This is a genomic window from Epilithonimonas caeni DSM 17710, from assembly GCF_000426465.1.
In the GTDB taxonomy this organism is placed as follows: domain Bacteria; phylum Bacteroidota; class Bacteroidia; order Flavobacteriales; family Weeksellaceae; genus Epilithonimonas; species Epilithonimonas caeni.
Map to the genome: position 1 here is coordinate 192,362 of NZ_AUFK01000009.1, position 21,635 is coordinate 213,996.

Genomic DNA, 21,635 nt, shown 5'->3' on the forward strand with positions numbered 1-21,635 from the left:
TCTCAGGAATATTAAATTTTGAAAAGCAACTCCAAGAGTTGCTTTTTGTCATATTATGCTTCCAATAATTTTCCGTAAATTCGCATAAAATTTTTTAATCACATGAACTACGATATCATTGTTATTGGAAGTGGACCTGGCGGTTATGTGACTGCAATCAGAGCTGCTCAATTAGGTTTCAAAACTGCCATCATCGAAAAAGAAAATCTTGGTGGAATTTGTCTTAACTGGGGTTGTATCCCAACAAAAGCCCTTTTGAAATCTGCTCATGTTTTCAACTACTTGAAGCACGCTGAAGATTATGGCCTTAATAAAGTTGAAAATCCAGGCTTCGATTTTACAAAAGTAATTCAGAGAAGTAGAGGTGTTGCTTCTAAAATGAGCAGTGGAATCGCTTTCCTTATGAGAAAAAATAAAGTGGATGTCATTATGGGAACCGCTACAGTGAAAGCTGGTAAAAAAGTTTCTGTTGTAGATGCAGAAGGAAAATCAACTGACTATTCCGGAACCCATATTATTATTGCAACAGGAGCACGTTCCAGAGAATTGCCAAATCTTCCTCAAGATGGTAAAAAAGTAATCGGATACAGACAAGCGCTTTCTCTTCCGGAACAACCAAAATCTATGATTGTTGTAGGTTCTGGCGCTATCGGAATCGAGTTTGCAGATTTCTATAATTCCATGGGAACCAAAGTTACTGTGGTGGAGTTTTTACCAAACATTGTTCCTTTGGAGGATGAAGAAGTTTCAAAACATGTTGAGAAATCTCTGAAAAAAGCTGGAATCGAAATAATGACTAATTCTTCTGTAGAATCTGTTGATACATCAGGAGAAGGGGTTAAAGCGAAAGTAAAAACTGCAAAAGGAGAAATCACATTGGAAGCTGATATTCTACTTTCTGCTGTTGGAATTGCTGCTAATTTAGAAGGAATTGGTCTGGAAGAAGTTGGAATCAAAACTGAAAAAGGAAAAGTTTTGGTTAATGAATGGTACCAGACTTCTGTTCCGGGTTATTACGCCATTGGTGACATCATCCCAACTCAGGCTTTGGCCCACGTTGCTTCTGCTGAAGGAATCACTTGTGTGGAGAAAATCAAAGGTCTTCACGTAGAACCTATTGATTACGGAAATATCCCAGGTTGTACCTATTGCCATCCGGAAATTGCTTCTGTTGGTTTGACAGAAAAGCAAGCCAAAGAAAAAGGCTATGAAATCAAAGTTGGTAAATTCCCTTTCTCAGCTTCTGGAAAAGCAACTGCAAATGGCGATGTTGATGGATTCATCAAAGTGATTTTCGATGCGAAATATGGAGAATGGCTGGGTTGTCATATGGTTGGAGACGGCGTTACTGATATGATTGCGGAAGCGGTTGTAGCGAGAAGATTGGAAACAACAGGCCACGATATTATCAAATCTATTCACCCGCATCCAACATTATCAGAATCGATAATGGAAGCTGCTGCTGCTGCTTATGGAGAGGTGATTCATATTTAATTATTTATGAGAAAACTGGTTTTTATATTTTTATGTTTGATTTCTTTAAAAATATTTTCTCAAGAGAAAGAAAATAATACCAGATATTTTCCTGTTGAATATATTTTAAAGACTTCTAACGATATTATAAAAGGAAAAGTCAGAAATATCGGGATCTTTTCGAATAAGAAATATTCGGATATGACAATCTTGTTTGACATCCAAATGCTGAATGATGCTGGAAACAAAACAATGGTTAAACCTCAAAAAATAAAATATATTAAAATCCAGAATCCTGCAGATGGTAGCTTTCATGAATTCTTTGCTTCGACTGATAAATTTGGAGAAGAAGCAGGATTGGTAAAAGTTCTTTTTGAAGGAAAAAAAATAAATTGGTATAAAGATTATGTAAATTCTGCGCTAAGTGTTCAGGTTATTATAAAAGGATACTTAGTAGATAATAATAAGAATATTATTTTTAAAGGTTTTTTTGATAGTTCTAAAAATCAAATAAAAAAGATATTCAAACAATATCCAGATCTAATGGATAAAGTTGATTCAGCTCGTACAGAAGAGGATTATATTAAAATTTTACAATTGTATGATGCCAAATAATTAAATTAGAAAACGGACAAATTAATTTTGTCCGTTTTTTTTGTTTATAATTCTAAAGTCCCCAATTTTATTTCCCAAACTTCTTTTGAGTTTTTTCCGAATTTTTTCTTCTGTTTTTGAAATATAATAGTCTGTTTCAAAGTAATTATTTCTCCGGAATTATCTATAATCTGATAAATATTAATCCAGAAATTTTGAAAAATAGAAACATCACTTTTCATTGAAATCACTTTTATGATTTGATTCGAATTTTGATATTTATTTAAGAATTGACGAACAGTTATTTTTTCGTTTGAAGCAAAAAAATCGATTATTTCTGTTTCTGGATTTTCAAATAAAGAAAAAACATTTTGCTTTAATTGTTCCTTCAATTCCGAATCTTGAGTTTCCTGAATCAGATTAAAATATTCAGCAAACTGTTCGAATTTCTCCAAAGAACCATTCTGATAAGCAGAAATCTGTTGCTTATTGAAGTTATTAGAAATGCTATTTTTCGAATCAACAGATTGACTTTGCTGTGCTTTTCCGTTTGAAAAAAGCAGAATTAAAAAGAATATGTAAATCGTTGTTTTCATTCTTCCTGAATTCTTATAAAGTTAACTTTTTCTTCTTCATTTTTAATCTCAACAATCTTCCATTTCTTGAGGCGGTTTGTCGGAATCAAAATCTGTTTTATAAAATCCCCTTTGTCAAAATATTCTGAACCCAGATTATCTCTCAGCATCAATATAACTTCGATGTTTTCAGAAAGCATATTATTAAGCTGTTTTTTTCTGGTTTCCCAGTCTTTTATATCAGCTGAAAGGAAAGCTTTGATCATCATTGCATTATCGTTTGGCTGTAATTGGATTTCTGTTTTCGATTTATCAGCGGAGATATTTACAATTTTTGATTGATAAAAAGGACTTTCTATTACAATTTTCAAACTGTCTTTTTCAGTTTTTACAGTTGATTTTTCTTCTACAGTTAGATTCTTCTTGATGCTGTCCGTAACATCATAAATTTTGATTTCATCATTCGGGATTTCTTTTCCACTGTAAGCATTTATAATTGATATTTCTTTTTTCGCTGATTTCCTTAACCAAAAGAATGATCCTAAACCAAGAATAAAAAATGCCGGAATAATGAAGATCCAATTTTTATAATAAGTCTTTTGAGTTTTGGCTTTAGAGCTCTCAAAATTTGAATTTTTTATTTTACTATGAAATTCATCCCAACCCGAATATCCCGAAAATTTTGAAAAAATATCCAACATATCTTTTCTCGGGAGCCTTTCATTGGAATCTGGTTTTAGATGCGTATAAACCCATTTTTCACTGACGGTATTTCTCTGTTCTTTTTCAATCAGATCGATGAGCTGTAAGATGTCTTTTGAACTGAAATTTTTCCAGGTTCCTGAGAAAAAGGGATAATGCTTTTGATAGGTCAAAAGCACTTCTTTTTTCAGTTCTGCAAAAACTTCTAACTCGGTCATTTAATCTTTGTACAAAAGTAATTTTAAGTGAATAATGATTACTGTAAAACTACTGTAAATATAAAGAAAAACTTTACAGCAAAGGGAAAGCAGTTTTACCAAAGCTTCAGTGACTGATGTTTTTAATATTGCCTTATTAATTTTAAAATATAAAATATGAAAAATGTTATTCTGATTTCTTTGATCCTGATTCCAAGTTTTGTTTTTGCTCAGGATTGGATTGTCTGGTTTTATACCTATAAGTTTAAGATAGATTCTAAAAGTAATTTGTACAACATCAAGAATATGGATTTCTACATAAATGATTACGATGTAGGCAGTGTTACAAAATCATTAAAGTATTCTCCAGAAACCAAAGAATATACTTTACATATTAGTTATGGATGTATAAGTTGCGGACATCAATACCAATTTCCTCCTGATGTTTACATACTTGTTGATTTAGAAGATAAGTATCTTCCGGAAGAAAAGTCTTTTTCTACGTTCATTCCTGTCTATGCTGATAATAATATCGATGCAAGCAAAATCATCGATTTGGGAACAATAAAACTATCCGGCTTTGTAGACGGACACACTGAAGAGAGTGGCAAATCGCTACCACCGTATGAAGCCATAGAAGTAATGCAGGATCATTCTATAGTCAAAAGACGAAAAGGCGAATACCAGATAAAAAGAATGGACAAACTGATTAAAATAGAACTGTCGAAATATTAGTTTTTAATAAAGATGAAAGAAAAAAGCTATCAATAAAATATTTAATAAATGAAGACAAAAATCTTACTAGCAAGCCTGCTATTTTCAATGTTTGCAAAATCTCAAATGAGCGGGAATCAAATTTATGGGAGCAATGGTAATTCTTACAATTCGGAAGGTAAATCCCTATCTTCAAATGTTCAAAAAATCATCTCTTCTAAAAATTCTGAGGTTTATAAAATCAATGTACTTAATAATGTAAAAGCAGATTCTTATGTTGTAACTCTTGGTCTGAATCAGGAAGGAGCGGATGTGAAAGATTGTAATAGTAAAATTAACAACAGGATTCAGAAATTTAAATCAGAATTACAAAAAATGAGGATCAAAACCGATAATCTGGATAGTTTTTATGTGGATTTTATTACTCAAACAAAGATTTATGATTACAAAGTAAATCAAGAAGGGAAAGATATCAATGCAACACAAATAGACAAAGGTTTTGAGATAAAGAAAAATATTATTTTCCGATTAGATGATGTTACTAAATTTGATGAAATTGTGGATTTGGCTTCTCAATTTCAGATATTCAACATTGTTAAAATAGAATATCACGTGAATAATACAGATGACATCTACCAACAGATGTTTGAAGAAGCTGTAAGAATTAATGATAAAAGAAGAAATCTGGAAGGAAAGCTAAATGGTAATTTTAAAGAAACTAAACCAAAAATTTCAGTCAATTTTTACAGCATACAACCGAAGGAACAATATAAAACCTATCAGGCTTACGAAAGTTCCAATGTTAATTATTCTGAAGATTATCATTCTGACAGGACATTTGTGAGACGGGAACAAAGAAAAAGTTCAACATTCTATTATGATGCGCAAAAATCTAATTCTTATGATTCTGTAATGAATAAAGATACGTCTCTTGTGGGGTTGCAGTTTGTAATGGAGGTGAGCTTTGTTTATGAAAAAGATGAACCAATTAAAAATGAATATCATATCATAACTTCCAATGGAGAAGTGAAAAAATTAGTTTTAGATTGATAGGATTAACATAACTTTAATATTTAAAAACCGCAGAAGAATCTGTGGTTTTTATAATTTTACTTAATGGAAAATTCAAAGATAGGATTGGTACTTTCAGGAGGTGGAACGCGTGGTCTGGCCCATGCAGGTGTTTTGAAATTTCTTAAAGAGAAAAATATCGAGCCAGATATTCTTTCTTGTTGTAGTGCTGGTTCTATCGTAGGTTCTCTTTATGCGTTTGGAAAATCTCCGGAAGAGATTTTGGATTTTTTTCAGTCGGTTTACTTTTTCAATTGGAAACATTTTACATTCAACCAGCCGGGTTTGGTTTCGTCAGCAATTTTTTCAACTTATCTCAATCCTATTTTTGAAGAAATGACTGTGGGAGATTTGAGTAAAGACGTCAGGATTGTTGCCACGGAACTTATTACAGGACAGCAAAAAGTTTTCGAGAAAAATTATAAAGTGGTTGACGCTATCATTGCCTCGTCTTGTATTCCGGGGATTTCCACACCATATTTTATAGGCAAAGAAATGTACAGCGATGGAGGTGTTTTAAATAACTTTCCTGCAGATGTTATTCATAATGAATGTGATAAGATGATCGGTGTTTATGTTACGCCGCCGCAGGATGTGGAACTGAATGATCTCAGAAGTATCCGTTCTGTTACAACGCGCGCCTACGAACTATTATCACACAGGACAGAAATTTACAAATTTGCTTTTTGCGATTGGTTCATCACATCCAAGAAACTTTCAAAATACGGGACTTTTGAAAGAAGACCACAAAGATTAAAAGAAATTTTCCAAATCGGTTATGAAGAAGCAAAACGGACTTTCTCTGAGAATGAGGAAGATTTTATTTCAATTTTTTCAAAAAAGGAATGATGGTTTGCCAATTCTCTTCAGCATCGTCATAAAAGGAGGAAAGTGTAAATGTACCGTGGTGTCCAGCGGTTTTTGAAGGAAGGTAGAAATCTTTTTTTGTTTCTAATGCATTGTATATGGGCCTCCAATTTGATTCTTCATTTCTTGCAGAAGAAATATAAACCGGGATTTTGACATCTTTTGCAAAAGCGGAAATGCTCTTATTTTCAATCTTGAAATATTCCCCGGGAGAGTAAGCGATAAGGGCCTTGTAATCTGATGGATGCTTTGCAGCCATATAAAATCCTAGCGATGCCGAATAAGAGCTGCCCCAATAGATTATTTTCTTTGCTTTCAACTTGTTTTTAGCATAGTCGTAGGTTGCTTCCAAATCAGGGATGACATCTGTAAATGCGGTAGATTTTCCTTTTTTTAAAGCCTCCTTTTGGGTAAGATTAATAACATGATTTACCATATCTCCGGCTCTAAGGTCAACAGCCAAAACATTGAAGCCTAGCTCTACCAACCTGGGAGCAATATCCCTAAAAGCTCCTCTGCTGAAACCTGCCTGATGATAAAGGATGATCAATGGGCTTCGTTTTCCATTGCCTGAATAATAGTCAGCATAAACTGTCAACTCATCGGAAGTTGGAAAATTTATGGTTTTGTAAGTATGATGTTTTACATTAAGGATTTCAGAAGAATGATTGACAGAAACTGATGCGGTTGATGAGCAACCACACAAACAATTTATAAGAAGAACCCAAAGTATGAAATTAATACCTTTCATCGGAACATATTTAAATTGTTATCTGACTATTTTTCAAATATTATTTTATATTATTCAAATGTAATTGTTTATTTTTAATTATTTGTAAAGTGAAATTAAATTATTTTAAATTATTTTTTCTCCACATGTTTTGCAATATCTTGCATCCTCATCATTATCTTGGTTTCCGCATCTTTGACACTGAAAATTATTTTTTTTCTGTTTCCTAAATTCCGATGTCACGATCCCGGTCGGGACCGCAATGATGCTATATCCACAGAGCATAACGATTATTGAGAGGATTTTACCAACAGGCGTACCTGGAGAAATGTCACCGTAGCCAACGGTGGTGATAGTAACAACGGCCCAATACACACTTTGCGGAATACTGCTGAAGCCATTTTTTCCTCCCTCTACAATGTACATCAATGAGCCGATTATGACAATGAAAATAATCATGAACAAAAGAAATATATAGATCTTTCTAGAGCTGTGCTTCAATGCTGAAACAATAAATCTGCCGTCGTGCATATAATCTGCAAGGTTGAATATCCTGAAAATCCTAAGAATTCTTAACATCCTGATAATAGCGACAAAATGCCAGATCGGGAAAAATAAACTAATATAAAATGGGATTATGGAAAGAAAGTCAATGATTCCTAACGGACTAAAAATATATTCTTTCCGGTCTTTTATGCAAATGATTCTCAAAATATATTCTATTGTAAATATTAATGTGATGAAAAACTCGGCGTAATAGAATTCTTTATAATATTGCAGCCTTACAATAGGAATCGTTTCTACCATTAGTAAAATGGTACTGAACAAAATCAAAATAAGCAAACTAATGTCGAAAATCTTGCCTGCCTTTGTATGGGACAAATAAACAATTTCGTAGATCTTCTTTCTCCAACCTACTTCAGGAATGAGGTCGAATTCTGGTTTTATTCTCATAACTTAAAATAATAAATGAAAATAGCAAAAATAAATCATCCGACAATTTTATAACAAAAAAATAGACATAAGTCTTTTTTATTTGGACAAAAGTCGTATATTTGTTAAAAGAAAATTACAAAATGAAAAAATATAAAACTTCAGAGCCTTCTACCATTGCTGTTCAGGAGCCTGTAATGGCTTATGGCTATCAAAGTTTTGATGATGTTGGTATTTTTGGTTTGATGGACATAGCTCAAAAAGGTATTTCTTTTAAAATATTTGACGGTCTTTCGAAAAAATTTCCATTTACGATGCAGGATTGGGCGGATTTCCTTCATATTTCAGGAAAGACATTATCCCGTTATCAAAAAGAAGACAAGTCTTTTGATGTATTGCAATCAGAAAAGATTTTACAAATAGAAATGCTTTATAAAAGAGGAGAGGAGGTTTTTGGTTCTGCCGATAATTTCCTGATATGGCTTCAGTCTGATAATGTTGCACTGGGAAAAACAAAGCCACAGGATCTATTGGGTAGTGTTTTTGGGATCTCGCTTCTTATGGATGAGTTGACTCGCATAGAACATGGCGTTTTAGCATAATTTGGATGATCGTATACAGACTTTCAAAAGAAATCTATGCCACAGATCTCTCCGGAAAAGGAGCAGAGATTGCTGGCGGGCGATGGAACAGCAAAGGAAACGCTGCATTGTACACGGCACAATCTATTGCTTTGTGTGTGGCGGAAATCGCTGTGCATATTCCTTTGGGGATTTTACCGCGAGATTATTGTCTTGTGCATATAGAGGTTCCGGATGTGGATCTCTTAGAAACGAAACGATTACCGAAAGACTGGAACAATTTTCCACATCCGGACAGTACCCAGAAAATTGGAGATAAATTTCTTAAAGAGAATAAGTTTCTTATAATGAAGGTCCCCTCCGCAGCAGTACAAGGAGAATTCAATTATATCATCAATCCCAGAAATATTGTTTTCTCCGAAATCAAAATTAAAAAAATAGAAAAATTTACTTTTGATGACCGATTGTTTATCAGATAAAAATACCAAATATGAGAATCAAAGAATTTATAAATGAATTTGAAAGGATAATTCCGGCAAGACAAGCGGAAGATTTTGATAATGTTGGTCTGCTTTGTGGGAATCCTGGAAGAGAGATCTCAGGAATTCTAATTGCCCATGATGCTTTGGAATCTGTAGTTGATGAAGCATTTGAAAAGAATTACAACTTAATTCTTTGTTTTCATCCGATCATTTTTTCTGGGTTGAAATCGATTACGGGAAAAAATTATGTCGAGAGAGCTGTTCTGAAAGCTTTGGAGAATAAAATCGCGATTTATGCAATTCATACAGCTTTTGACAACGATTATTTGGGTGTCAATTATAAAATCTGCGAAGTTCTTGGTTTGAAAAATCAAAAAATCTTAATGCCAAAACAAAATCAATTGAAAAAGCTGGAAGTTTACGTTCCTGTTGATTCGGCTGAGAAATTGAAAAATGCTTTGTTTGAAGCTGGAGCCGGAAATATCGGTTTTTATGATGAATGCAGTTTTTCAATCAATGGAAATGGGACTTTTCGACCTTTGGAAGGTTCAAATCCTTTAACGGGGAAACAAAATGAAAGAGAAAACGCGAATGAAGTTCTACTCTCTGTGATATTTGAAGATTATAAAAAGCACCAGATTCTCTTTGCGATGAAACAAAATCATCCTTATGAAGAAGTGGCTTATCAATTGATTTCTCTCGAAAACGAAAATCAATATACTGGTTTGGGAAGATTCGGAGATTTGGAAACGGAAATGGATGAAGTGGATTTTCTGAAATTTGTTAAAGAAAAATTCAGTCTTAATGTTATCAGACACAATGATTTGACTGATAAAAAAATCAAAAGAGTAGGTGTTTTGGGAGGAAGCGGGGCAAGTGGGATCAAGTCTGCAATATCAGCAAAATGTGATGCTTATTTGACTGGCGATGTGAAATATCACGATTTCTTTTCAGGCGAAGATAAAATGCTGATTTGCGATATTGGACATTTCGAATCAGAACAATTTGTAACTCAACAATTATTTGAAATTTTGTCCGAAAAATTCACTACATTTGCAATCGCTAAAACGACAATAAAAACAAATCCTGTTAATTATTTTATATAGATATGGCTAAAGTAAACGAAATTTCTGTTGAAGAAAAATTAAGAGCTCTTTACGATTTGCAAATCATCGATTCCCGTTTGGACGAGATTCGCAATACAAGAGGTGAGTTGCCGATTGAAGTAGAAGACCTTGAGATAGAAATTGAAGGTCTTGAAAAAAGAGCCCAAAAATTCGAATCTGAAATTGCTGAGCAAAATGCTGAGATCAACAGCAAGAAAGACTTGATGAAACAAGCTCAATCTCTTATTGATAAATATAAAACGCAGCAAGATAACGTTAGAAACAATAAAGAATTCGAAGCGTTGGCAAAAGAGGTAGAATATCAGGAATTGGAAATTCAGTTAGCTGAAAAAAGAATCAGAGAATTCGGTGGGAAAATAGACCATAAAAAAGAAACTTTGGCTGATTTGAACACTAAAATCGAGGAGTTGAAAAACCACTTGAACCATAAGAAAAACGAATTGGACAATTTGATTTCTGAAACTCAGAAAGAAGAAGATTATCTATTGGAAAAATCCAAGGAATTTGCTGAAAAAATAGACGACAGATTGTTGGCTTCTTACCAAAGAATCCGCCAAGGCTCATCTACAGGTCTTGCAGTGGTAGGTCTGGAAAGAGGAGCGCCAAAAGGTTCATTCTTCACAATTCCGCCACAGAAACAAATGGAGATCGCTCAGAGAAAGAAAATCATTATTGATGAGCATTCTGGGAAAATCTTGGTAGATGACGAGTTGGTAAACGAAGAAACTGCTAAAATGGAAGATATCATCAAGTTCTAATCAGAATTTGATTTTAATAAATATATAAAAGAGACCTGAATTTCAGGTCTCTTTTCGTTTGAGAGAAAATTAATATAAAATTACCGGATAGTAACAGACCCGGAACTGCTTTCGTTTTTAGTCACTTTATTCAGTTCGCCTCTTTTGACAATATTGATATCCCCGCTGGAAGATGCGCTAGCTGTCAAACTATTACGAACACCGATCGTAATATCAGCCGAAGAAGACGTTGTGAGAACTGCGCTTTCCGCAGTCAGGTCTTCAGCTTTGATGTCTCCCGAAGAAGAAGCTTGTGCGCTTACACTGTCAGCTTTCCCTCTGATGCTGATCCCGCCGGATGAAGAAGATTGCATATTAAGGCTTTTTGCAACTATATCTCCGTTGAAGTCTCCACTGCTGGAAGCCTGGATATTCACATTATCTCCATTGATATTCCCTTTGATATTCCCTGAGCTGGAAACTTTCACATCAAGGTCAGAGAATTTGAAATCATCTTTCAGGACAATACTTGCACTGGAGTTCGCTGCTAATCTGTCAAAATCTCTAGCATAAACTTTAATTTTGATCCTGTCAGTCGATATGTTCAGTTTCCCTTCTGATTGGATTTTCACCTGAACCTTCCTTCCTTCCTGTTTTACAACTACATATTGCATCAGGTCAGAAGGAGCGTAAACAACAATTTTTTCTTCACTGGATTTATAAACTTCTGCACTGAGAGAAGTTGAAATCTGTAACTCGTCAAAATCAACCGAATAAGATTTCTCGATCACTTCGCCTTTTCCGGAATCTGATAAAATGTGAGAAAACATCACATCATTTGAGCCGTTTTTGGTTTGTATACAAGAAAAATTGGTAACAGAAGCCAAAAGAACTAGAGATAAAAGTTTTATTTTCATAAGTATAATTTTTTATAGTTTTGATTTGTTATTAATATGACAATTTAAAAGTCAGTTTCGTTACATCAAAAAATAAATATTTTCATTTTAATTAATTTTCTAAATTTACATCATTAAAAATAAAACAATTTTTTATGAAAAATATATTATTCGTATTCGTTCTCATCGGTTTGTCAGTTTCAGCATTTGCACAGTCTGGTCCGCCTGCTGGCGATGCAAAAGTGGGAGAGTTCTATGGTCAGGATGTTTCTGCAAGAGCTATTAAGAAAGCAATTTCCACAGACGCGTTGAATAAAGAACTGAAATCAACACCAAAAATTGCCAAAACTTCAGTAAAAGGAAAAGTGACCGGCGTTTGCCCTAAAAAAGGATGTTGGGTAAGTCTGGCAACGGATTCCGGAGAAACTTTCTTCGTTAAGATGAAAGATTACGCATTCTTTGTTCCAACCGCTTTGGAAGGTAAAACTGTAGTGTTGGAAGGCAGCGCAGAAAGCAAAACCACTTCTGTGAAAGAATTGCAACATTACGCAGAAGACGCCAAAAAATCTCAGGCAGAAATTGACGCTATCAAAGAACCAAAAACAGAAACCAGATTTTTGGCAAGTGCCATCAAGGTTGTAGAATAGTTTGATCACAATATAATTTATAAGCTCTGGATTTTTCCGGAGCTTTTTTATTGGGGCGGAACTCTTTGTTTTGTTTGCCTTTCATTCAGTCCATAAAAGAAATTTTCTCCATGGTAAACAAAACTGGCAGATCGGGCTAGTAGTTTATCCTGAGCTTGTCGAAGGGCTCATATCTTTTGTTTTTTTATAAACATTTGTATTTCTGATAGAACCCGAATCCCAGAAAAAAACAAAAGGATAACCATTGCTATCTCTTATGCGCTGGCGCAAGATTTACGTTTAAACAAGATTACTTTTCGAGATTCGAACCAACGAATTTTCTTTGCTGAGTTTGAAGTTTATACTGACCTTGTCGAAGTACCTTTGCGAACCTTAAAATGTTTTCAATAATATCAAAGAATCTTTGCGAACTTTGCGTTTAAAAAGAAATAGGGATATGGATTTTGAAAATAATTATCCTATTCTCATTTGCATAATTCCTTTGAAACCCCGTCAATTCTGCTTATATTTACACTCTAAATTTTCAAACAATGGCAGACTGGAAAATCATCAAAGAATACGAAGATATTACCTATAAAAAATCCAACGGCGTTGCAAGAATCGCTATCAACAGACCGGAAGTTAGAAACGCTTTCCGACCGAAAACAACCTCAGAATTATATGATGCTTTTTATGATGCTTACGAAGATTCATCAATTGGCGTTGTATTATTGACAGGAGAAGGGCCAAGTCCAAAAGATGGTGGTCACGCTTTCTGCAGCGGTGGCGACCAAAGAGCACGTGGGCATCAAGGTTACGTTGGCGAAGACGGCAGACATCGTCTTAATATCTTAGAAGTTCAGCGTTTGATTCGTTTTATGCCAAAAGCTGTGATTGCTGTGGTTAATGGCTGGGCAGTTGGTGGTGGACATTCGCTTCACGTGGTTTGCGATTTGACTTTGGCAAGTGAAGAACACGCTATTTTCAAACAAACTGATGCTGATGTGACTAGCTTTGACGGTGGTTATGGCTCTGCATATCTGGCAAAAATGGTTGGTCAGAAAAAAGCTAGGGAGATTTTCTTCTTAGGTAGAAATTATTCGGCTCAGGAAGCTGCGGATATGGGAATGGTAAATGCCGTAATTCCTCATGCAGAATTGGAAGACACAGCTTACGAATGGGCTCAGGAAATCCTTGCTAAATCTCCAACTTCCATCAGAATGCTGAAATTCGCTATGAATCTGACAGACGATGGAATGGTTGGTCAGCAGATTTTTGCAGGCGAAGCAACGCGTTTGGCTTATATGACTGAAGAAGCAAAAGAAGGTAGAAATGCTTTTCTGGAAAAACGTAAACCGGATTTCGGAGACGACCAGTGGATTTCTTAAAATAATTTAGTTTAAAATCTATTTCTAATGTTCAATCCGTCTTTTATTTGCAGAAAAGCAATCTTGCCACAAATGGCTTTTGCCTGTGCTTTGTTTTCGGCTCAGAGTCCTTTGCAAAAAAGTATTCCTGAGAAGGAAGGCATTTCTTCGGAAGCAATTGTCAAGTTTTTACAAGCTGCAAATAAATTGCCATCCACCGAGTTTAAAAGTTTTATGCTTCTCAGGCGCGGAAAAGTGATTTCGGATGTGCATTGGGATCCTTATCAGAAAGATTTAAAGAACAGATTATATTCTTGCAGTAAGAGTTTTACTGCAACTGCAATCGGTTTTGCCGTCCAGGAAAATAAGTTGAAAGTTACCGATAAAGTCATTTCGTTTTTTCCGGATAAACAACCTTCAGAAATCAGTGATAATCTTAAAGAATTATCAATCCAAAATCTCCTCACAATGTCGTCGGGAATGGCGAAAGAACCTGATTTCATCCGTGGAAGCGAAAACGATTGGGTAAAAGCTTATCTGGCTGTTCCTATTGATAATAAACCAGGAAGTAAATTCAATTATAGTTCGTTGGCCACATTTATGCTTTCGGCGATTATCCAGAAAGTGACTGGTCAAACTGTTGCAGATTATTTGAAGCCAAGATTATTTGAACCACTTGGAATCAAAGGTTACGATTGGGAAAGTAATCCGCAAGGCATTAATACAGGCGGTTGGGGATTGCGTGTGAAAACGGAAGATATGGCCAAATTTGCTCAGCTTTTCCTCCAAAAAGGAAAGTGGAACGGAAAGCAAATTATCTCTGAAGATTGGATTAATGAAGCAAGTTCTGCACATATTTTACAAAATCCAAATGCTGACGAAAAGCTGAAAAGCGAAAACGATTGGGTTCAGGGTTATGGCTATCAGATGTGGAGAAGTCGTTTCAATTCCTTCCGAGGAGATGGCGCTTACGGTCAATTCATGTTGGTTTTGCCAGAACAAGATGCAGTTGTGATTATGACGGCAGAAAGTAACAATCTTCAGGAAGAATTGAACCTTGTTTGGGAACATCTTTTACCAGCATTTCAACCAAAAGCGATTCCCGAAAATAGATCAGCTTACCAGAAACTTAAGGATTTGGAAAATGATCTTTCCATTGCAGCTTTGAAAAGCGAAATCTTTCCGAAAATTGATAAAACTTTCAATTTCGTTGAGAACAAAGATAAATATCAATCGATAGAATTAAAATCGAATGGTCAAAAACTCGAAATGAAATTAATGATTGACGGAAAATCTTATCCATTCGAATTCACTTCAGGAAAATGGAATCAGCAGGAAACAATGTGGATTCAGCCAACTTCGGACAGAAAATCTATAACAGATAGTTACAAACTTTATCCTGCGAAAATCACAAATAGTTTTCGTTGGAAAGGTGAAAATACTTTAGAACTGAAAACAATTTATCTGGAAACGCCACACTCACATTTAATGGATATCACTTTCGATAATGATTCTCTCGTTTTCGAATTAAAAAATAGCGCGGATTTTGGAAAAAAATCAACGATTTTAAAAGCCACAGAAATAAAATAAATGAAACATTGGATACAAGCTGCGAGGCTTAGAACATTACCACTTTCACTCAGTGGGATTATTATGGGAGCTTTCATCGCAAAATGGAGGCTTTCTGAGAATGGAGAAACTTGGGACTGGAGAATTTTCGCTTTGGCACTTCTCGTAACATTATTATATCAAATCCTTTCCAACTTTGCCAACGATTATGGTGATGGTATAAAAGGAACGGACAAAAATAGAATAGGAGAAGCTGAGCAACGAGCTGTAGCTTCTGGAAAAATTACCGCAGTTCAAATGCGAAATGCAGTTATCTTACTTTCAATTTTATCATTTTTAGCAACGATTGCATTGTTGTATGTTGCTTTTTATCCTGCAAATATTAGAGAGTTCTGGATTTTCATCGGATTGGGAGTTGCTTCTATTTTGGCAGCGATTGGATATACAGTTGGGAAAAAACCATATGGATATTTAGGTTTGGGAGATATTTTTGTGTTCGTATTTTTCGGATTGGTTTCGGTTTGCGGAAGTTATTTCCTGTTTACCAAATCATTCAGCTGGGATGTCTTATTTCCTGCAACAGCAGTCGGAATGTTGAGTATGGCCGTTCTTAATCTGAATAATATGAGAGACATCGTTAATGATGAATTATCTGGCAAAAAAACGTTTGCGCTGAAGATTGGTTTCAAGAAAGCAATGATTTATGAGATTGTCTTGTTGCAATTACCAATTCTTTTGATGTTGGCTTTTCTAATGTACAACGGATTCCAGGCGCAAGGGAAATATTATCCTTTCATCGTTATGATTTTGATTTTCCCGTTCATCAAATTAAGGAGAAGCATAATGGCTGTAAACGAACCAAAATTACTCGACCCATTTCTGAAACAAGTCGGTATATTGACCTTCCTGATGGCGGTTTTGACAGCTTTCGGACTTAATTATTTTAATTGATTAAATTTAATATAAAATGAAAATAAAATTCTTGGGACAAAACTGTTTTTTGTTCACATATAACGGCGTAACAATTCTTTCCGACCCTTTTTACAATTATCAGAAAGCGCAATCCGGATTTGATATCAAAGCTCAGAAAATTGATTATGTCTTGATTACACATGCGCATGGCGACCATATCGCTGATGTGAAAGAAGTTCTTGAAAATCATCCTGATGCAACTGTAATTGGACAACCAGAGATTTGCGGTTATTTTGGACATTCTAATAATATCGATATCAATTTCGGAGGTTCTGCCAAGTTGGATGGTTTGAAGATTTCTATGGTTCCGGCATTACACACAAGTTCTTTTCCAGATGGTTCTTACGGAGGATTAGCTTCCGGATATATTTTTAGATTTGCTGATGGAAGAAACCTTTATTTGGCCGGAGATACAGGTGTAACTGCTGAAATGAGCCTGTTTCCGCAAGTTTTCGGGAAATTAGATTTATCCATTCTTCCGGTTGGGAAACATTACACGATGTGTCCTAGAAAAGCGGCTTTCGCAGCTTCAGAATTATTGAAAACGCCTAAAGTAATTGGTTGCCATTTCGATACATTTCCACCAATTGAAATCAATCACGATGATGCGAAAAAGCATTTCTCAGATAAGAACATCGAGTTTTCTTTACCAAAACTAGGAGAAGAGTTCGAATTTTAATTAAAAAAATTAAGAGATTAAGTAATTTCAAAAACCTGAATATTGCTTAATCTCTTAACTTATAGAAATAAAAAATGGCAAGCTACCTAAATCACACCGCTACAACCGATTACCTTTGCTGCGTTCCCACCCTGGAGGATTCTCAGGAGCTGGTTGTTTAGGACTTGCCGGTGCAAAGATAGAAATTTAAAATGAAAATGAGAAAAGAACGAAGAAGAAAGACCAAAGAATCCAACCAAAAATTGATAATCGACTGATTTTTAATTTGATTTTTTTTTAATGTCTTTCATCTTTTTTCTATTATCTGTTAATCTGATTATATTATGACAAAAAATCCTGTAGCCGTTGGGTTTGGTTTATTTTTAACGACAATGCTGGTGTTCTTCGTGGTTTATTATTTCTTCGCAGATGCCAATTATTTCGATACTAGTATGAAGGTCAATGCTTTCGGGATGACTTTCTTGTATGTTCTGGCTGGATTTCTTTCCGTTCTTTGGTTGCGTGGAGAGAACAAAATTACTTACCCGCAGGCCTTCAAACAATGTTTCGTAACTCTGTTCATAGGAGGTGGACTTTCTATGTTGTCCATTTTCGCTTTCCTTAATTATATTGATACAGATGCCAGAGAAATGCTGAATCATCAATACATCCAAACAGAAATGAAAAATCTGGATGAGTCATATGCAAAACTGAAAGTAGAAGCAGCAAATCAAAAAGACCGTACGAAAGCTAAAGAGTTGGAAGATAATTACAACGACGCAAAATTAGCGAGGGAGATTGCTAGAAAGGAGAACAAAAATTATTTTTCTTTCCAATTTTTATCAGCTGTCTTTGGTGGTTTTTTACTATTTTATTTACTTTTGTCTATTATCATCGCGGGCTTTTTGAAAAACAAAAAACGCTACGAGTAAGATGTTGGATAATAAATAATTAACGGGTATTATTTAAATAAATTATTTACTCTAAAATTAAAAATTCTAATATCTGATATCTAACATCTAATATCTTTTTATAAAAAATGAATCTTTCTATAATCATTCCATTGCTTAACGAGCAAGACTCTCTGGAAGAGTTGTTCACAAGGATTGACACGGTTTGCCGTTCCAATAAATTATCTTACGAAGTTTGGTTCATAGACGACGGAAGTACAGATTTGTCCTGGTCTATCATAGAAAATATGAAGATCCAGAATCCGCAGATTCACGGAATTAAATTTTCCAAGAATTATGGTAAATCACAGGCACTTCATGCAGCTTTCGAAAAAGTAAATGGTGATGTGATAATTACAATGGACGCTGATTTACAGGATTTTCCGGAAGAGATTCCTGAGCTTTATGAAATGGTAACCGCTGGTAATTACGACATCGTCTCCGGTTGGAAAAAGAAACGTTTCGATAATGTGATGACCAAAAATATCCCGTCAAAACTCTTCAATGCAGCGGCCAGAAAAGTATCTGGCGTTTCGCTTCACGATTTCAATTGTGGACTTAAAGCTTACAGAAAACAAGTCGTAAAATCTATTGACGTTTACGGTGATATGCACCGTTATATTCCGGTTTTAGCGGCTAATGCAGGTTTCAGAAATATTACCGAAAAACCGGTTCAGCATCAGGCAAGACCTTATGGAACTTCGAAGTTTGGGACGGAACGTTTTGTTCGCGGATTTTTGGATTTGGTAACGCTTTGGTTTGTTAGCAGATTTGGTGGCAGACCTATGCATTTCTTCGGAGCGGCGGGAACATTGATGTTCATCATTGGGTTTTTATCTGCGATTTGGCTTGGCGTTTCAAAGTTAATTGACGTTTATATTTTCAAAATCTACGGAAATCTGATTGCCAACAATCCTTGGTTTTTCATTGCATTGACAATGATGATTCTGGGAAGTCTACTTTTCGTAGCCGGATTCTTAGGCGAATTGATTATCAGAACCAACCGTGAGCATAAAAATTATCATATTGAAGAAATGATATAATTATAAATGAAATATTGGCTATTAAAAATTGGATTGATTCTATTTAATATATTTTATTCATTTTACTTTGATTATCGTGTATTTAAAACTTTTAGAGTCAGAGAAGAATTTCCTACAGCAGTCAAAGATGAAAGCTTTTGGTTTTTAGTATTGATTTTATTAATAATTTTCAATTTTATTTTTGAAAAGCAATTTTTAAAACATACGAAAAGAAAAATGTCAATTATTCTACTTTTTGTAAACTTTATAATTGTTTTGCCGATAATATATTTTACAATCAACGAACTAATAATAGAAGGTTTTTAAAGTCATATGAAAAAACTATTATACTTATTTCTAATCTTAACAATCGTTTCCTGCGGAAAAGTAAAACCAAAAGGTGAAATCCAGTCCAAAGATGTTGAATTGGCTGAATTTTCCAAACTGGATTTAAAAGGAAAATTCCGAGTGTTTTATGTTCAAAGTCCACACAATTTTGTGAATGTAGAAACTTATCCTAGTTTCTTTGATAATCTTAATATTGAGGTTAAAGACAAAAATCTGTCAATCTCAGAGAAAAACGAAACGGATAAAGTTGATTTTTATAATATTACGATTTACGGGAAAAATCCTTTTGATGTGATTAAAATGGCTGATTCTGTGGAACTTAATATTTCCAGTCAGATGAAAGTTGAAAATTTTGCACTTCATTTAAAAGATAATGCTAAATTTATCGGTTCAGTGATTTCGGAAAAGTCAGAGATAGAAATGGCGAATAAAAGCCGGGCTAATCTGTTGGGAAAAACGACTTTAGCCAAGCTTAATATCAAAGATACTGCGAGTATTATTTCTCCGTATTGGTATATCAAAGATTTGGAAATCGATTCCCGGAACGGAAATTATGCAGAACTGAACGTAGATGAAGAAATCAAAGGTAAAATCGGTAATACTTCGAAATTGGTTTATTACGGAAGTCCTTCGAAAAAACTAAAAGTCACTGAAAAGGCGGTTTTAGAAAACAAGAAAATAAATTAAAACAAAAAACTATAAATAATGTCAGAATTATCAACATTAGATAAAGCAAAACTTTGGCTTGCAGAAGCATTTGATGAGGAAACCAGAAATGCCGTACAAACTTTAATCGATTCCAATTCTCCAGATTTGGAGGATTCTTTTTACAGGGAATTAGAATTCGGAACAGGAGGGATGCGCGGCGTAATGGGTGTTGGAACCAATCGTCTGAACAAATATACGTTAGGTCAGGCAACCCAAGGATTGGCAAATTATCTTCATCAGCAGTTTTCAGGCGAAATCAAAGTTGCGATTGCTTATGACGTTCGTAATAATTCGAAAGAATTCGGGAAAATTGTTGCGGATGTTTTAACAGCTAACGGAATCAAAGTTCTGTTATTCAAACAACACCGTCCAACTCCGGAATTGTCTTTCACAGTAAGAGATAAAAGATGTAACGCAGGAATCGTTTTGACGGCTTCTCACAACCCGCCGGAATATAATGGTTACAAAGTATATTGGAATGACGGTGCACAAATCGTTCCGCCGGATGATGAAAATATCATCAGAGAAGTTTATGCAACTAAGTTTGAGGACATCAAATTCAATGGAAATGACGATTTAATCGAATGGGTTGGTGAAGACCAGGATGATGTTTACATTGATGCTTGTATGGAAAATTCGCTTTATCAAAATGTGGGGAGAGATAATCTGAATATCGTGTTCACATCCATCCACGGAACAACTTACACAACTGTTCCAAAAGCATTGAAGAAAGCCGGATTTACTAAACTAGATTTGGTAAAGGAACAGATGATTCCAAGCGGGAACTTTCCAACGGTAGATTCCCCGAATCCGGAAGAACCTGCTGCATTGTCAATGGCAATGGATTTGGCAAGAATAACTAATGCAGATATCGTTATCGGAACAGATCCGGACGGTGACAGATTAGGAATTGCTGTGAGAAATCTTGAAGGAGAAATGCAGCTTCTGAACGGCAATCAAACCAATACAATCCTGACCTATTATATCCTTGACCAATGGAAAAAAGCCGGAAAAATCACTGGTAAAGAATTCATTGGTTCTACGATTGTGACTTCTGATGTTTTCTTTGATGTTGCAGAGAAATTTGGTGTGGATTGCAAAGTCGGGTTGACCGGTTTCAAATGGATTGGAAAAATGATTCGTGATTTTGAAGGTCAGGAAAAATTCATTTGCGGCGGCGAAGAAAGTTTCGGGTTTATGACCGGGGATTTCGTTCGTGACAAAGATTCCTGTGGTTCAATTTTAACAGCTTGTGAAATTGCTGCCTGGTGTAAAGCCAACGGAACAACGGTTTACGAATATATGATCGACATCTATAAAGAAGTAGGGTTGTATTACGAAGGCTTGATTAATGTTGTAAGAAAAGGCAGAAGCGGTGCTGAAGAAATCAATCAGATGATGAGCGATTTCAGAAATAATCCGCCTAAAGAAATTGCGGGTTCACCTGTTGCGGAATTGAAGGATTTCAAAGAACAGACCAGTTTGAATGCGGCTACTGGAGAAAAATCGGTAATGGATGATATTCCAAAGTCCAACGTCTTGATTTTCTATACTCAAGATGGAACTAAAGTTTGTGTTCGTCCTTCCGGAACCGAGCCTAAAATCAAATTCTATGTTTCTGTAAAAGACAGCATCAATTCAAATGAAGATTTTGTTGTAAAGCTTCCTGAATTGGAAGAGAAGATTGCCAAGGTGAAACAGGACCTCAATTTGTAATTGGAAATTTTTATCGGATA

The 21,635-nt window shown here is 35.0% G+C and carries 23 protein-coding genes and 1 other RNA gene; 18 read left to right on the plus strand and 6 right to left on the minus strand.

Annotated features, from left to right (window positions below):
* Window positions 1-102: 102 nt before the first annotated feature.
* Together lpdA and K319_RS0102150 are read left to right on the plus strand one after the other, a co-directional pair.
* Window positions 103-1,494, plus strand: coding sequence for a dihydrolipoyl dehydrogenase (lpdA, locus tag K319_RS0102145; RefSeq protein ID WP_034671262.1), 1,392 nt, complete (start codon window positions 103-105; stop codon window positions 1,492-1,494).
* 36 nt (window positions 1,495-1,530) lie between these two features.
* Entirely contained in the window at window positions 1,531-2,088 is a 558-nt protein-coding gene (locus tag K319_RS0102150; protein WP_156907032.1) for a hypothetical protein, read from the plus strand.
* Window positions 2,089-2,132: 44 nt separating this feature from the next.
* Here K319_RS0102150 and K319_RS0102155 read toward each other — a convergent pair whose 3' ends face one another.
* Together K319_RS0102155 and K319_RS0102160 are read right to left on the minus strand one after the other, a co-directional pair.
* Window positions 2,133-2,663, minus strand: a complete 531-nt coding sequence (locus K319_RS0102155) for a hypothetical protein (protein ID WP_027382119.1) — start codon at window positions 2,661-2,663, stop codon at window positions 2,133-2,135.
* Window positions 2,660-3,562, minus strand: coding sequence for a hypothetical protein (locus K319_RS0102160; RefSeq protein ID WP_027382120.1), 903 nt, complete (start codon window positions 3,560-3,562; stop codon window positions 2,660-2,662). Before K319_RS0102160 ends, K319_RS0102155 begins: the two co-directional genes overlap by 4 nt.
* A 156-nt stretch (window positions 3,563-3,718) precedes the next feature.
* On the opposite strand from K319_RS0102160, the gene K319_RS0102165 reads away from it, so the two are divergent.
* From K319_RS0102165 to K319_RS0102175, 3 genes are all read left to right on the plus strand, one after another.
* On the plus strand, window positions 3,719-4,276 hold the full coding sequence (locus tag K319_RS0102165) for a hypothetical protein (RefSeq protein WP_027382121.1): 558 nt from the start codon (window positions 3,719-3,721) through the stop codon (window positions 4,274-4,276).
* 48 nt (window positions 4,277-4,324) lie between these two features.
* A complete protein-coding gene (locus K319_RS0102170; RefSeq protein ID WP_084403385.1) occupies window positions 4,325-5,305 on the plus strand; it encodes an SIMPL domain-containing protein in 981 nt (326 codons plus the stop codon).
* Window positions 5,306-5,371: 66 nt separating this feature from the next.
* The gene (locus K319_RS0102175; protein WP_027382123.1) at window positions 5,372-6,175 is read left to right on the plus strand and encodes a patatin-like phospholipase family protein; all 804 of its coding nucleotides are present in this window, start codon (window positions 5,372-5,374) and stop codon (window positions 6,173-6,175) included.
* Here K319_RS0102175 and K319_RS0102180 read toward each other — a convergent pair.
* Window positions 6,147-6,944: an alpha/beta hydrolase family protein gene (locus tag K319_RS0102180; RefSeq protein ID WP_027382124.1), complete on the minus strand. Its 798-nt coding sequence runs from the start codon at window positions 6,942-6,944 to the stop codon at window positions 6,147-6,149. The two genes, K319_RS0102175 and K319_RS0102180, sit on opposite strands and share 29 nt — an antisense overlap.
* Before the next feature lie 105 nt (window positions 6,945-7,049).
* Entirely contained in the window at window positions 7,050-7,877 is an 828-nt protein-coding gene (locus K319_RS0102185; protein ID WP_034671265.1) for an ion transporter, read from the minus strand.
* A 122-nt stretch (window positions 7,878-7,999) separates the two neighbouring features.
* Between K319_RS0102185 and parS the strand changes: the two genes are divergently transcribed.
* The 4 genes from parS to K319_RS0102205 are packed head-to-tail and all read left to right on the plus strand — an operon-like array spanning window position 8,000 to window position 10,804.
* Window positions 8,000-8,458 carry a type II RES/Xre toxin-antitoxin system antitoxin gene (gene parS / locus K319_RS0102190; RefSeq protein ID WP_213083426.1) on the plus strand — a complete coding sequence of 153 codons (459 nt, stop codon included), beginning with the start codon at window positions 8,000-8,002 and terminating at the stop codon, window positions 8,456-8,458.
* A gap of 5 nt (window positions 8,459-8,463) precedes the next feature.
* Window positions 8,464-8,916, plus strand: coding sequence for an RES family NAD+ phosphorylase (locus K319_RS0102195; RefSeq protein ID WP_027382127.1), 453 nt, complete (start codon window positions 8,464-8,466; stop codon window positions 8,914-8,916).
* Window positions 8,917-8,927: 11 nt separating this feature from the next.
* Window positions 8,928-10,025 carry a Nif3-like dinuclear metal center hexameric protein gene (locus tag K319_RS0102200; protein ID WP_027382128.1) on the plus strand — a complete coding sequence of 366 codons (1,098 nt, stop codon included), beginning with the start codon at window positions 8,928-8,930 and terminating at the stop codon, window positions 10,023-10,025.
* Window positions 10,026-10,027: 2 nt separating this feature from the next.
* Window positions 10,028-10,804, plus strand: coding sequence for a zinc ribbon domain-containing protein (locus tag K319_RS0102205; protein WP_027382129.1), 777 nt, complete (start codon window positions 10,028-10,030; stop codon window positions 10,802-10,804).
* A gap of 80 nt (window positions 10,805-10,884) precedes the next feature.
* On the opposite strand, the gene K319_RS0102210 is transcribed toward K319_RS0102205, so the two are convergent.
* Window positions 10,885-11,700: a head GIN domain-containing protein gene (locus K319_RS0102210; protein WP_051230362.1), complete on the minus strand. Its 816-nt coding sequence runs from the start codon at window positions 11,698-11,700 to the stop codon at window positions 10,885-10,887.
* Window positions 11,701-11,834: 134 nt separating this feature from the next.
* Between K319_RS0102210 and K319_RS0102215 the strand changes: the two genes are divergently transcribed.
* The 5 genes from K319_RS0102215 to K319_RS0102240 all read left to right on the plus strand — a co-directional run bounded on the left by K319_RS0102215 (window position 11,835) and on the right by K319_RS0102240 (window position 16,892).
* Window positions 11,835-12,326 carry a DUF4920 domain-containing protein gene (locus K319_RS0102215; protein ID WP_027382131.1) on the plus strand — a complete coding sequence of 164 codons (492 nt, stop codon included), beginning with the start codon at window positions 11,835-11,837 and terminating at the stop codon, window positions 12,324-12,326.
* 530 nt (window positions 12,327-12,856) lie between these two features.
* A complete protein-coding gene (locus tag K319_RS0102225; RefSeq protein WP_027382132.1) occupies window positions 12,857-13,693 on the plus strand; it encodes a 1,4-dihydroxy-2-naphthoyl-CoA synthase in 837 nt (278 codons plus the stop codon).
* Window positions 13,694-13,720: 27 nt separating this feature from the next.
* The gene (locus K319_RS20890) at window positions 13,721-15,262 is read left to right on the plus strand and encodes a serine hydrolase domain-containing protein (RefSeq protein WP_084403386.1); all 1,542 of its coding nucleotides are present in this window, start codon (window positions 13,721-13,723) and stop codon (window positions 15,260-15,262) included.
* Window positions 15,263-16,192: a 1,4-dihydroxy-2-naphthoate octaprenyltransferase gene (menA, locus tag K319_RS0102235; RefSeq protein ID WP_027382133.1), complete on the plus strand. Its 930-nt coding sequence runs from the start codon at window positions 15,263-15,265 to the stop codon at window positions 16,190-16,192.
* Window positions 16,193-16,208: 16 nt separating this feature from the next.
* A complete protein-coding gene (locus K319_RS0102240; RefSeq protein ID WP_027382134.1) occupies window positions 16,209-16,892 on the plus strand; it encodes a metal-dependent hydrolase in 684 nt (227 codons plus the stop codon).
* Between the two features lie 72 nt (window positions 16,893-16,964).
* Here the strand turns inward: K319_RS0102240 and ffs are convergent.
* Window positions 16,965-17,062: signal recognition particle sRNA small type (ffs, locus tag K319_RS21270), an RNA gene on the minus strand.
* 153 nt (window positions 17,063-17,215) lie between these two features.
* Here ffs and K319_RS0102245 point away from each other — a divergent pair.
* From K319_RS0102245 to K319_RS0102265, 4 genes are all read left to right on the plus strand, one after another.
* Complete coding sequence (locus K319_RS0102245) at window positions 17,216-17,803, plus strand: DUF4199 domain-containing protein (protein ID WP_027382135.1); 588 nt, start codon at window positions 17,216-17,218, stop codon at window positions 17,801-17,803.
* 107 nt (window positions 17,804-17,910) lie between these two features.
* The gene (locus K319_RS0102250; protein ID WP_027382136.1) at window positions 17,911-18,864 is read left to right on the plus strand and encodes a glycosyltransferase family 2 protein; all 954 of its coding nucleotides are present in this window, start codon (window positions 17,911-17,913) and stop codon (window positions 18,862-18,864) included.
* 312 nt (window positions 18,865-19,176) lie between these two features.
* Window positions 19,177-19,878, plus strand: coding sequence for a GIN domain-containing protein (locus K319_RS0102260; RefSeq protein WP_027382138.1), 702 nt, complete (start codon window positions 19,177-19,179; stop codon window positions 19,876-19,878).
* An 18-nt stretch (window positions 19,879-19,896) separates the two neighbouring features.
* Window positions 19,897-21,615: a phospho-sugar mutase gene (locus K319_RS0102265; protein ID WP_034671267.1), complete on the plus strand. Its 1,719-nt coding sequence runs from the start codon at window positions 19,897-19,899 to the stop codon at window positions 21,613-21,615.
* The last annotated feature ends 20 nt before the right edge of the window (window positions 21,616-21,635 follow it).